This window comes from Mycoplasmopsis cricetuli ATCC 35279 (assembly GCF_000526955.1).
GTDB classification, from domain to species: domain Bacteria; phylum Bacillota_I; class Bacilli_A; order Mycoplasmatales; family Metamycoplasmataceae; genus Mycoplasmopsis; species Mycoplasmopsis cricetuli.
This window is the reverse complement of sequence record NZ_JAHB01000001.1, coordinates 98,219-112,034: the sequence shown is the minus strand read 5'-3', so window position 1 is coordinate 112,034 and position 13,816 is coordinate 98,219. Positions and strand designations below refer to the sequence as shown.

Below are 13,816 nucleotides of genomic sequence, written 5' to 3'. Positions count from 1 at the left end.
AGCACTCATATTTAATATGACTATTAAGTTTAAAAAATTTAATAGCAAATTAATAAAAGAGTGTTTTTCTTATTTTTAATTAACAATCTTTATTCTTCAGTTTTAAATGATTTAATTTGAAAAAATATATAATTTAATTTATGAGTATTTACAAACTGCATTCAAATTACAAACCAAGTGGGGACCAACCTAAAGCAATTGCTGAATTAGTTGAAAATATTAAAAACAATCAAAAAAATCAAGTTCTTCTTGGAGTAACTGGATCTGGAAAAACTTTTACAATTGCAAATGTTATTAAAGAATTTAACAAACCAGTTATTATTCTTTCACACACTAAAACATTAGCAAGTCAATTATATAGTGAATTAAAAGGCTTTTTTCCTGAAAATGCTGTTGAATATTACATTTCATATTTTGATTATTATCGTCCTGAAGCATATTTACCTGGTAGTGATACTTATATTGAAAAAGATTCTAAAACTAATCAACAAATTGAAATTTTACGTTTAAGTGCAGTTAATTCATTATTAACTCGAAAAGATACTATTGTAGTAGCTTCAGTTAGTGCTATTTATGGAATTTTAAATCCAGAAATGTACAAGGAATCTTTTTATAGTTTTTTTCTTAAAATGAAAATTAGTGTTAAAGATTTTATTACTCACTTAGTTCAAATTAAGTATCAGCGTAATGATATTGATCAACAGCCAGGTAATTTCGCGGTGCGAGGAGATATTGTTTTAGTAAGACCAGCTGATTCAGAAAATACATGTATACGTGTTTCATTTTTTGGAAATGAAATTGAAGAGATTGCTTTAGTAGATCCATTAACTAAAAATGTTTTAAAAAAAGTAGCTTTATATTCATTATCTCCTGGTAATGCTTATGCTACTGAGAGTTCTATTTATGATGAAATTATTCCTTTGATTCAAAAAGAACTTGAAATCCAATTAAAACATTTTTCTGAACAAGGAAAACTACTTGAAGCTACAAGACTTAATCAACGAATTAAAAATGATATTGATGATATGAAAGAGCTTGGAATGTGTAAGGGAATTGAAAATTATTCAATGTATCTTGATAAAAGAATTCCAGGTCAAAGACCTTATACAATTTTAGATTATTTCCCAAAAGATGCTTTGATGTTTATTGATGAATCACATATGTTTATTCCTCAATTACAAGCCATGTATAAAGGTGATTTTTCACGAAAATCTTCACTAGTTGATTATGGTTTTCGACTTCCTAGCGCACTTGATAATAGACCATTAAAATTTCATGAATGAGAAAATAATTTTGATTTTACTAAAATTTATATTTCTGCTACCCCAGGAGATTATGAGTTAGATAAAACTGAAGGAGTAGTGACCAGACTCTATGTTCGTCCAACTGGATTGCTTGACCCTGAGATTGTTATTAAACCAACAAAAAATCAAATTGAAGATATTTATGATACTATAATTGAACAAAGAAAATTAAATGAAAAAACAATCATTTTAACAACAACCAAGCGAATGTCTGAGGAACTAAGTGCTTATTTGTTAGAACGTGGAATTAAAGCAGCTTATATTCATTCTGAGCATAGCACTTTTGTAAGAAATGAAATCTTAAGAAAATTAAGATCAGGAATCTATGAAGTTGTTATTGGAATTAATTTATTAAGAGAGGGAATTGATTTACCTGAAGTTTCTAAAGTAATTGTGCTTGATGCTGATAAGGAAAGTTTTATGCGTAATACACGTTCATTAATTCAGATCACAGGTAGAGCAGCACGTAATCATAAAGGTCAAGCTATTTTTTATGCTGATCATATTTCAAAAAGCATGCAAGCATGCATTGATGACAATCAAGAAAAGCGAAAAATGCAAATTGCTTATAATTTAAAAAATAATATTATTCCTCAAACAATCATCAAACCAATTCATGATCCAATTCAAGGGCATGATTTAATGAATGCAGTTGAATTACTTCTTTCAAAAAGTCAAGAAGGTAAAAATATTACAAAGAAACCTACTGTTAAAAATAAAGAACAAATTATTAAAGAAATTAAACAACAAATGGAAGAAGCTGCAAAACTTCATGATTATGAGCGAGCAATTGAATTAAGGGATATTTTAATTGAATTACAAAAAAATTAAGAGGAGCAAAAATGATTTATTCAATTGAAGAAATTAAAAATAACAAAGATTTTATTTTAAGTCAAACTTTAGATGTAGTATCAATTTATGATTCATTTCGAAAGATACTTTTAAAAGTAGCAACAAATGATCAAGCTTTGTTTCACTATTTAACTTTTTCATATTTTACTGATAATTCTACTTTTACTAGAGACATTAAATTGTTTGCTGGGGCTCTTGGATATTTAATTGTTTTAAAAAGATCATCATTAGATAAAAAAACTCAGTTACTATTTGAGCAACTAGAAAACAATAAAATTAAATGTTTTGATGATTTAATTAAAAATCAAGTTTTATTTCATCAATTTTATAATTTAGCAAAGGAGACTTTCTTTTTCTTACAACTTGATGGTAGTGCAAATGATATTATTAAATTAGTTAATGATTTAAATATTTTTACTTTAGATCAGCAACAAAAACTTTTATCAACTACTTTAATATTAAGGCCAGTTAATGGATGTGATTTACCAAATTAGGAGCAATTAAATGGCACAAAAAGATCAAATTATTATTAAAGGGGCAAGAGAAAATAACCTAAAAAATGTATCTTTAACACTTCCTAAAAACAAAATGATTGTTTTTACAGGATTAAGTGGTTCAGGAAAAAGTTCACTTGCTTTTAATACAATTTATGAAGAAGGACGCAGAAGATATGTTGATAGTTTAAGTAGTTATGCCAGAATGTTTTTAGGAGGAACAAAAAAACCTGATGTTGAATCAATTGAAGGTTTAAGTCCTTCTATTTCAATTGAACAAAAAACTACTGCTAACAATCCAAGATCAACAGTTGGTACAGTAACTGAAATTTATGATTATTTTAGATTGCTATTTGCTCGAATTGGTAAAGCTTACTGCCCAAAACACAACATTGAAATAACTTCACAAAGCACTAAGGATATAATTACTTCAATTTATAAACAGCCTAATGAATCAAAGTTAATTATTTATGCACCATTAGTTGATGGAGAAAAAGGATCACATCAAAATTTACTTGAAAAATTAAAAAAAGAAGGTTTTTTACGTGTACGTATTGATGGACAAAATTATTTACTTGAAGATAAAATTGAACTAAATAAAACTAAATCACACACAATTGATTTAGTTATTGATCGAATTACATTAATAGAGGAAAATCGCAATCAAATTACTCAAGCAGTTGAAATAGCTTGTGAAAAAGCTGAAGGATTGGTTCGTGTACAAAATTTTATAACAAGTGAAGAACAAATTTATTCAAAAAATCACTCATGTATTTACAAAGATTTTACATTACCAAAAATTGAAACAAGATTATTTTCTTTTAATTCACCATATGGAATGTGCCAAAATTGTAAAGGATTAGGAGTTGAATTTAAAGCAGATTGAGATGCTCTTGTTCCTGAACCTTGAAGAAGTATTTCTCTTGATGGAATTAAATATTTTGAAAATAAATTATTTTCTCCAAATATTGAAGTTCAAGAATTTGAAGCTTTATTAAATCATTACAATATTGATAAAAATATTCCAATTGATGAAATTCCTAATCATCTTTTAGACTATATTAAATATGGTTCAGATAAAGAAATTGAATTTGAAATTGAGTCTAAATCAAGAACCTCAGTGAGAGTTAAAAAATATATTGAGGGATTATTAACTAAAATTGAGAGAAAATATTATGAAACTACAAGTGATGCAGTTAGAGACTCATTGAAAAAATACATGGGTTCTTTTACATGTCACACTTGTAAAGGATCTCGTTTGAATAACAATGCTTTAGCAGTTAAAATTAATTTAAAAAATATTTATGAATTTAGCAAAATGTCAATTGAAGAATGTTTGGATTTTATTGATAAACTTCAACTAATTTTTACTAAAAATGAAAAACAAATTTCTAAAATTGTAATTAAAGAAATTTTAAATCGTCTTTCTTTTTTAAAAGATGTAGGACTTGAATATTTAACTTTGAATAGAAGCGCTGAAACTCTTTCAGGTGGTGAATCTCAAAGAATTAGACTTGCAACTCAAATTGGTTCAAATTTAACTGGGGTTTTATATGTTCTTGATGAACCATCAATTGGTTTGCATCAAAAGGATAATATTAAATTAATAGAAACGCTAAGAAAAATGGTTGATCTAGGCAATACATTAATTGTTGTTGAACATGATGATGATACTATTTTTTCAGCTGATTATATTGTTGATATTGGACCATTAGCTGGAAGCGAAGGTGGAGAGGTTGTAGCGGCAGGCTCAGTTGAAGAAATTGTGCAAAATAAAAATTCAATTACTGGAAAATACTTATCTGGCGAGTGAAAAATTAAAGTACCAACTACTAGAAGAAGTGGAAATGGAAAAACTATTACTATTATTGGTGCTAAAGAAAATAATTTAAAAAACATTGATGTAACAATTCCTCTTGGAAAGTTAGTTGCAGTAACTGGTGTTAGTGGATCAGGAAAAAGTACTTTAGTTAATGAAATATTAGTGAGAGGAATTCAATATTCACTTGGACTAAGTGAAGGACAAAATCACAAAAAAGCAAATTTTTCCTCAATTAAAGGATTAGAAAATATAGATAAAATTATTCCAATTTCACAAAGTCCAATTGGTCGAACACCAAGATCAAACCCTTCAACATACACTGGAGTTTTTGATGATATACGGGATATATATGCTAATGTTGAAGAATCTCGCATTAGAGGATATTCTAAATCAAGATTTAGTTTTAATTTAAGTGGAGGGCGCTGTGATAAATGTTCTGGTGATGGATTTATTAAAATTGAAATGCATTTTTTACCAGATGTTTATGTAGCTTGTGATGATTGTGATGGAAAAAGATACAATCGTGAAACTCTTGAGATTAAATATCGAAATAAAACAATTTCAGATGTGTTAAATATGACAGTAGATGATGCTTTAGTATTTTTTGAATCAAAAGTAAAAATTGTGGAAAAATTAAAAATTTTACAAGATGTTGGACTTGGATACATTAAATTAGGACAAATGTCAACAACTTTATCAGGTGGAGAAGCACAAAGAGTTAAATTAGCAACCTATTTACAAAAAAGACCAACAGGAAAAACCCTTTATGTTCTTGATGAACCAACTACAGGTTTACACAATCACGATGTAAAAAAATTAATTTTGATTTTAAATCGTATTGTTAATAATGGTGATTCAGTACTTGTAATTGAACATAATTTAGATGTAATTAAATGTTCTGATCATATTATTGATTTGGGTCCTGATGGTGGAATTAAAGGAGGAAAAATAATTGCTTCAGGAACTCCTGAACAAGTTAGAAATTCTAAAATATCATATACTGGGCAATTCTTGGATAAAATTTTAGAACAATAAAATAAAAGGTATAATTGAAGATTATATGGAGCAACATGAATAAAAAAATTTATGCCAATGATATTATTAATTTTTTTGAGCTAGATATTATCAATAAAGATATTAAATTAAATAATTTTGAAATTTTTTATCCTACTATTAAAAGACTTGGACTTGAACTTGCAACTAAAACAGGTAGCGAAAGAATTGCGCATAATGTAGTGGCTTGAGGAACAACTGAAAGCAAATGATTTGAATCAATTGGGACTCAAAAAACAAAAGAAATTTTAGAACATATTTTTGGATTTTATCCTCCTCTTGTATTACTTTCAAAAGGGGTTAGTAAAGAAAATATTGTTTTAATTAAAGAGATTGCTTCTAAATATAAAATTCCTGTTTCACATAGTCAACAATTTTCAAGTTCAATTATAGTAACTAGTATTGGCACTTATTTAAATAGCCATTTTGCTCAATTAATTCAAGTTCATGGTTCCTTGGTGCTTGTTGGAGGAACTGGTGTATTAATTGTTGGGGAATCTGGTTCAGGTAAAAGTGAGGCAGCATTAGAGTTAATTCAAAGAGGTCATATTTTTATTTCTGATGATGCAGTTTTAATTAAAGATTTAGGAAATCATTTTATTGGCTCATCACCTAAAATAACTAAAGATTTACTTGAAGTAAGAGGAATTGGAGCAATTGATATAAAATATACTTATGGAACCAGAGCAGTGGCTTCTTCTAGTGTAATTAATTTGGTAGTTGAACTAGTAAACAAAGAAAAACAAAATCAGTTAGATCGAATTGGTATTGAATTTTTAAAGTATCCAATTTTTGGTCGTTCAATTAAAAAAATTCAAATTCCAATAAAAGAAGGTGGTTCTGCTGCAGTTTTAATTGAAGCTGCTGTTAATGCTTATCTAGCAAGGCATGATGGTTTAAATGTTATTGAAAAAATGAAAAGGAGATTAAATGATGAGTAATATTCCAAGTTATGTTCCTGATGCAGCTATTCGTGTTGGAACACCAACAATTTTATTTAGAATTGGAAATTTTGATTTTAGAGTTTATTCTTTTATGATTATGCTCGGAATTATTGCTTCAATTTTAACAATTGTTTTTTTCTGAAAAAGAGAAAATTATAAAATTGATATTTTACTTACTTTTGTTGTTGTTATTATACCTATTTCATTAATTGGAGCAAGATTAGGATATGTAGTTGAAGCATTAATTTATGAAGATAAGCCTTTTGAAGGTACGCATTGGTATGCTATTTGAGATGGAGGTCTTTCAATTCAAGGAGGAGTTATTTTAGGGGCTCTTGCTGGAATGATTTATGGATGAAAAAAACGTGATGTTATTGATTATCGTAAAACATTAAGCATTATTATTCCAACTATTTTAATTGGACAATTTGTGGGGCGGTGAGGAAATTTTGCCAATCATGAAGTTTATGGAAAAATTGATTGAAGTGGAAAATCCGCAACTTCACTTGGAAAAATTATTGCTGATAATTTATACATTTCTGATTCATATACTGATACTTTGGGAATTAGTGGTGCTTATCGTTATCCATTATTTTTATATGAAGGACTCGCTAATTTATTTGGATATTTAATTATTGTTTGAGTTTTAAATTTATTTGGTATTTTTAAACCAGGAACTCATTCAGCACTTTATTTTATTTGATATGGAACTGTTCGTTTAGCAATGGAACCACTTCGTCAAGAAGCTTTTTCACTTTATTCAAATGCAGCTTTATTTTTTATTCTTGGTGGTGCTATTGTCTTTATTTATTTTCAATTTTTATCAAAAGTCAAATATATTCGTACTTGAGAAAAATATCGTTTTGTTTATACATATGAAGATGAACTTAAATATCAACAGCATGTAGCTTGCACATCATTTACAGCACATGCTTGTCGAGTTAAGGAAAAATATATTCAAAATAAAGGAGTCATTTAAAATGAATGTTAAATATGATTTAATTATTATTGGAGCTGGACCAGCTGGTTTAAATGCAGCTTTATATGCTTCAAGGGCAAATTTAAAAGTAGCCTTTATTGACAAAGAAATTGGTGGAGGTAAATTATCAGCTACTAGTAAAATTGAAAATTGAATTGGTACTGAATTAGTTGAAGGTTGACAACTTGCTACATCTTTTTTAAAGCACGCAAAAATGTATGGAGCAGAACAAATTTATGGTAATGTAGAAAAAATTATCAACCATGGCGATTATGAAAAAGAAGTCATTACTAGTGATGGCAAAATTTATAAAAGTAAAGTAATATTGATAGCTTCAGGGATGAAAAATAGAATTCCAACTTTTATCCCAAATTGTGAACGTTTAATTGGGCGTGGAGTTAGTTTTTGTGCAATTTGTGATGGACCTTTATATAAAAATTTACCTTCATTAGTTTTAGGAGGTGGTAATTCTGCCGTTGAAGAAGCAACTTATTTGAGTAAAATTGCTTCAGAAGTGCATTTAGTTATTAAAGATGATTTTTTTAATGCAGAAAAAAAACTTGTGCAAGAAATGTTAAAAATGCCTAATATTAAAGTTTACTATAGTTCACAAATTGTTAATTTACTGGGAGAAAATGCCTTAGAAGAAGCAATTATTAAAGATAGTCAAGGAAATGAACACACAATTAAAGTAAGTTCATTTTTCCCTTATATTGGTCTTTTACCTGTAGCAGATTTTGCAAAAGATCTTGATATTTTTGATAGCAGAGGATTTATTGTAACAGAATCAACTATGCAAACAAAAATTCCAGGAATTTTTGCAGCAGGAGATATTCGAGCAAAGGAAATTCGTCAAATTGTAACAGCTGCATCTGATGGAGCAATTGCAGCAAAAAAAATTTCTGATCTAATTAACAGTTTATAATTTTAGTCATAAAAAAAACACTTTTAATATTAAGTGTTTTTTTTATTTTTATTTTATTTACTTTTTAAAAATTTAAAACAAATTTAAAAAATAAAAACATTTTAAGTAATAAAAAAAGTTATTTTAAAATTTATATAATTTAATTATGATTATAAAATTTTTAAAATTTTTACTTCCTTCTTTTATTTTAGTGCCTGTTTTGTTAGTTACGTCATGTAAACAAAAAAATAAAAATGTGCAAAAATGAGGAGATACAAAGTTTTCTGAATATATTTTAAAGAATAGTTTAATCAATTTAGATTATGTACAGAATTCATTAAATACAAATAATGTAGCACCTTTTGAAAAAAAAGTTAATTCACAAACTATATATCAATTAACTGTGTATTCTTTTGCTGATGGAAACAATGATGGAATAGGAGATTTTATTGGTTTAAAAAATAATTTACATTATTTTATTGATTTGGGAATTAATACTTTATATTTATCACCAATTCATCCAGCTAGTTCATATCATGGATATGATGTAATTGATTATTTAGATGTTGCACCAGAATTAGGTGGCAAAAATGCATTTTTAGATTTTTTAAAACATGCACATAAAAATGGTATTAAAGTAATTCTTGATTTGGTTTTTAATCATACATCATATGAACATCCCTGATTTCAAGCTGCTCTTGCTGGTGATAAAAAATATCAAGATTATTATTACTTTTTAGATTTAAGCATTCCAGATAATACTGCGGGTCTTGGAATTGATGATGATCATAGTAGAAGACATTTTTTGAATTTAAAAAGTAGACAATCAACTAGTAAAAAATATGTAGCTGAATTTTGAAAAGGAATGCCTGATTTAAATTTAAATAATCCAAAAGTAATTGAACAATTAAAAGCAGTACAAAGATATTGATCTAAACTTGGTGTTGATGGCTTTCGATATGATGCTTTTTATCATTTTTTTGATAGCAAAAATCCATATAAACCTAAAACAAATGGTTTAAATAAAACAAATGAATTTTTTAGACAACTAAGAAAAGTTAACAAAGAAGTGCTAAATGATGGAACCATTAGATCTTCAAATGAACCATTTTTATTTGGCGAATGATGAAAATCACCTCAAGAAGCACAACTTTATATTAAAAAAAATAATCTGGGTCTTGATAGTGTTATTGATGGTTTTCATTGAAAAGATCAAATTTCAGTTTCTATTGAACATGAACAAGAAAAACAATTACTTGAATATTTAAATAAAAATAATTCAACTTGAATGCCATTTTTAGATAATCATGACGTGCAAAGATGAATTAATCAATTTAAAATTAAAGTCAAAAATTTGAGCAATTCTGTTTTTAATGATCAAAAACTAACTGAAGTTGATAAAACAATTATTGAATATGGTTTAACTAGTTTACTTTCACGTCCAGGGAGTCCAATTTTATATAATGGAATAGAGTTAAATTTGCATGGAGGTCCTCAACAAAAAGGAGATAATTTAATTCGTGAAGCCTTCCCTTGAAGTGATAAAGATAAAAGAGTTGATTTTTATGAAAAACGTTCTGGAGAAAAATTTAGTAGAATTTATTTAAATTTATCTAAGAATGAGCAAACAATTGAAAATGCAATCAAAGATCCTAATTCAACTTATAATTTAGTTAAAAAATTAAATTGAATTAGAAATGAATACCCTTATGTTATTTCACAAAATTTAAACACTATTGTAGATATTAAAGAATTAGTTGAAAATTTAGACAATATTGATTTTTCTAAATTTAATGTTCGCACTAATGGAAAAGGAGAATATTTACTTTATATTTTTGATTGAAACAAAATTGATTTTAAGGTTAAATTAAAAAATTCATATCAAATTATCGACACTTTAATTTCAAAGAACATAAAAATATGTGATGATAAAAATTCTTTTTTAGGTAATGGAATTGGAGCTATTGGAGTATTTAAAATAATCAATTTGACTAGTCAAAATTGAAGTAAAAAAATCTGAAATAATGCTTCCAGAAAGAAATAATCATCTTGTTTTAAACTAAAATAAAGTTAAGGCATGATTAATAATAAATTCAAAAAGCAAAGACAAAAAAACATTTCATTTAAAACTAAAATGAGATATTTTTTGCTTGGTAAATTACCACTTGAACGTAAATATGTTCCAAAAATAATTGAATATTTATTTATAGTTTTTGCAAATTTGGTTATTTTAATAGCCTTAATATTTATATTTATGTTATTCTATTCAATAAATTTTCATTTTAATGAAGCAAATTTAAAAATAATAGTTAATCAAATTAAAACATTTTCTGGAAGAATTTTAATTATTTTAATAGTTAGTTCCTGATTGATATCAACTTTAATGTGCATACACTTAGGATATATTTTTTCTAAAACTGAAAAAGGAAAAATGTGATGTGTGTTTTGTATTATTTGTAATGTTTTAGGTTTAGTTCCTTTAACTGTTATTTTTGCTATTTTAGGTTACATAAAAAATGAAATTGCATTTGAATAACATTTTAAAAGGAAAAAATTATGAAAAAAAAATTAATTTTATCATCATTGTTACTATCAACACTTGGCAGTATTTCAATTGCTAGTTCTTGTTCTTCAAATTCAACCTCAACTGTTGATAATCCAGAAGCTAGAAATGATCATATATCAAGCAATGAGTCAAAAGAAATTTTAATTGCTGTTGATGGAAAACAAACTACTTTTTATGATGAAGTAAATAAACTTTTTAATAAAAGTGAAAGTTATGCTAAAGGATATAGATTAAAAATGGTTCAAAAGGATGTTTTTAGTGCTTTAGATACTCAAGTAGGAATTGATGATCGTGAGCAAGTTCCTGATATTTTTTATGCTCCTCAAGATAGAATTACTGATTTTGTTGTTAACAATAAAGTAGTTGAACTTAATAAATTTAATCCTACTCTTTTCAATGAAATTACAAAAGAAATTGGCTCAACTGAAGAAGAAAAAAAACAATTAGAAAGTTTTGGAAGTGTTACAGGTCTTGTTACAAAAAATGGACAAATTCAAGCTGAAAATCGCTTGTATGCAATTAGACATAATACTGAAGGAATTATTTTAGTTTCAAATAAAGAACAAAAAGATGCACTAGCTGATTTACAAAACACTTCAACAAATAGTTTAAAAGAGTTAGTGGAAAAAGGTGATGCTATTATTCGTATGCAAGATTTATGATATGGAAATGGAATTTTAGCTGGAGTGTTTAAAAAACTTAATGAGACAAAATCTGAAAAAGATAAAGTTAACTATATTTCCAAGTTTCTTTATTCAAAAGATGGAAAAATTAGCTCAGGTTTTTTTGATAAAAATGAAAATATTTTCAGAGAAGAATTTAAAAAAGCAACAGGAGTTGCAGCAGAAATTTATTGACCAGTTTTTAAAGCTGCATATTTAATGTCAAAAAATGATTTTAAAACTTCAGTATGATATAAAAAAGGAATTAGTCAAGAAGATTTAAAAGCTGTACTAACTTCTGATATGGCTCAAGTGCAAAGTAAAATTTTTGAATTAATGAAGGATGGAAAAATTAACTATGCAATTATTGGTACTTGAGACTTGCAAAATGCTGAAAAATCTGCTAATGCAAAGAGTTTTTTTAATGTTATTAATGCTACTGATGAATATGAATACATTCAAGCCAAAGGGGCATGATCTTTTTTAATTAATATTAGAAATAATGGAGCTTCAGAACAAAGAAAAAAAGCAATTAGTGAATTATTAAAAAATATTTTTTCTGTAAATGCCAATTTTGCTTATTTTAAAGCTGACTCAAAAGTTCCATATACACATTTATTTCAAGATAAAATTAAAAAAGAAGCTTCTGAATTTGCAGTTAAGGAAAATCAAGAATATTTTGATTTTATTAAATCACTTAATTATAAATCACATCAAGAATTAATGGAAAATTTTAAAGAATTTGTTGAATTAAATCAAGCTAGTTCACTTGGAATTTTTTATGTTTGGGAACAAAAAGTAGAAAATACTAATGATCCAATTGGACAAAAAAATATTTTATTTAAAGAAAATTTAAAGAACAATAGCGAATTTAATTCAATTCCAAAAATTTCTCAACAGTCACGTAACTCATTTGTTGAAACAATTAATCAGTATACAGGTCTTAGAAATGCCTTAGCAGCAATGTTTGAAAAAAAATTATCAGAATTTCAATCAAAAGATGGAAAAACATGATTAATTCAAGATAATATTATTAAATCAGATAAACTTTCAACAAAAATTGAATTATTAGAAGATGAAAACAGCTGACATCTTAGAAAAATTGAAAAATATCTTTTTGGTGCTAACGGTGATAATTCTTCAGAAAAATTAAAACTTGTAAATTCACTTGTTGAAATCATAAATGATAATGAAAAACTTGAAAATAAATTTAATGAAATTGAAAATAAAGCTTTATCTTTTGTAAAAGAAGTGGCATTAACTCCAGCTGATGATTTAACAATCAAAAAAGCAGCTAGATTATATTTTGGAGCTTATGTAAATCAAGCTAAATTAAAAGTATTTATTGAAGATCAAGTTAAAAAAGCTGAAAATGAATTACCAAATAACATTAAAATTAAAACAATTGAAGAAAAAATTTCTCAATATTTAAAAACTCTTAGTTTTGATAAAATTTTAAATGTTTTAACTTCAACTAAGACAATTGAAAATGATGGACTTGGTATTTTTAAAACCCAAAATGGTCGTTTTGATAATTCAAATCCTCAGTTTGGTAGTGTTGTTTGAGACAAATGAAATGATAAAACTTTTGGAAATGTTGATTTTTTTAATAAACTTGTAACTAATAATCAAGTTAACAAAGATTTAAATTGATTTAAACAAGAAATTTTTAAGCAATTATCAGAAAATTTTGAAGTTGGAGTTAGAAACATTAATGATAGCAAAGGTGATACTTTTATAAAATTTGACAAATAATGAAATTTAAGATTAATTTTCAAAAACATGATTTTTATATCTTTGCAGTATTAAATGCAATTATTTCAATTGCACTTATGTTTTGAATTATTTCAACAGGATATGATATAAATGGTTTGTTAAAAATAAGTATAAATAAATTTGAAAATTTGAAAATTTTAAAACTTTTTTCATATATTTCTAATTCATTAATTGTTATTTTTTTTATATTTTATGCATATTTTTTAAGATATAAGCTTAAAGCTGGTTGTTTATTTTTTATTATTTGAATTATTATTTATGTTGTAATATCTTTTATTCCTTATTTGTATAAATTTAATACACTTAATATTTTTCAGCAAATTTCTGGAGTAATAATAACAATTTGTGCTTTATTGTGTGTGTTGTATTTAATTTATTTATTTGTTAATTTAATTGTTAAAAGAAAAATTAATAAATATGAGTTAAATCAAAATATGACCTCAAGAAAAAGGAGGTAAAA

Annotated in this window: 10 protein-coding genes; all 10 read left to right on the top strand. The window is 26.1% G+C overall.

Annotation, left to right across the window (positions count from 1 at the left end; translation table 4 throughout):
• The first annotated feature begins 140 nt into the window (after positions 1-140).
• The gene (gene uvrB, locus U744_RS0100590) at positions 141-2,135 is read left to right on the top strand and encodes an excinuclease ABC subunit UvrB (RefSeq protein ID WP_025755183.1); all 1,995 of its coding nucleotides are present in this window, start codon (positions 141-143) and stop codon (positions 2,133-2,135) included.
• Between the two features lie 11 nt (positions 2,136-2,146).
• Positions 2,147-2,650 (top strand): hypothetical protein, encoded by a 504-nt coding sequence (locus U744_RS0100585; RefSeq protein WP_025755182.1) that lies wholly within the window; start codon positions 2,147-2,149, stop codon positions 2,648-2,650.
• A gap of 10 nt (positions 2,651-2,660) precedes the next feature.
• Positions 2,661-5,507: an excinuclease ABC subunit UvrA gene (gene uvrA, locus U744_RS0100580; RefSeq protein ID WP_025755181.1), complete on the top strand. Its 2,847-nt coding sequence runs from the start codon at positions 2,661-2,663 to the stop codon at positions 5,505-5,507.
• 35 nt (positions 5,508-5,542) lie between these two features.
• Positions 5,543-6,466, top strand: a complete 924-nt coding sequence (hprK, locus tag U744_RS0100575; protein ID WP_025755180.1) for an HPr(Ser) kinase/phosphatase — start codon at positions 5,543-5,545, stop codon at positions 6,464-6,466.
• Positions 6,459-7,448 (top strand): prolipoprotein diacylglyceryl transferase, encoded by a 990-nt coding sequence (gene lgt / locus U744_RS0100570; protein ID WP_025755179.1) that lies wholly within the window; start codon positions 6,459-6,461, stop codon positions 7,446-7,448. Before hprK ends, lgt begins: the two co-directional genes overlap by 8 nt.
• Position 7,449: 1 nt before the next feature.
• Entirely contained in the window at positions 7,450-8,373 is a 924-nt protein-coding gene (locus tag U744_RS0100565) for an NAD(P)/FAD-dependent oxidoreductase (RefSeq protein WP_025755178.1), read from the top strand.
• A 145-nt stretch (positions 8,374-8,518) separates the two neighbouring features.
• Positions 8,519-10,396, top strand: coding sequence for an alpha-amylase family glycosyl hydrolase (locus tag U744_RS0100560; protein ID WP_025755177.1), 1,878 nt, complete (start codon positions 8,519-8,521; stop codon positions 10,394-10,396).
• 33 nt (positions 10,397-10,429) lie between these two features.
• Positions 10,430-10,888 carry a hypothetical protein gene (locus U744_RS0100555; RefSeq protein ID WP_025755176.1) on the top strand — a complete coding sequence of 153 codons (459 nt, stop codon included), beginning with the start codon at positions 10,430-10,432 and terminating at the stop codon, positions 10,886-10,888.
• Positions 10,889-10,908: 20 nt separating this feature from the next.
• Complete coding sequence (locus U744_RS0100550; protein WP_025755175.1) at positions 10,909-13,335, top strand: hypothetical protein; 2,427 nt, start codon at positions 10,909-10,911, stop codon at positions 13,333-13,335.
• Positions 13,335-13,814 (top strand): hypothetical protein, encoded by a 480-nt coding sequence (locus U744_RS0100545; protein ID WP_025755174.1) that lies wholly within the window; start codon positions 13,335-13,337, stop codon positions 13,812-13,814. The genes U744_RS0100550 and U744_RS0100545 overlap by 1 nt, the downstream gene beginning before the upstream one ends.
• The last annotated feature ends 2 nt before the right edge of the window (positions 13,815-13,816 follow it).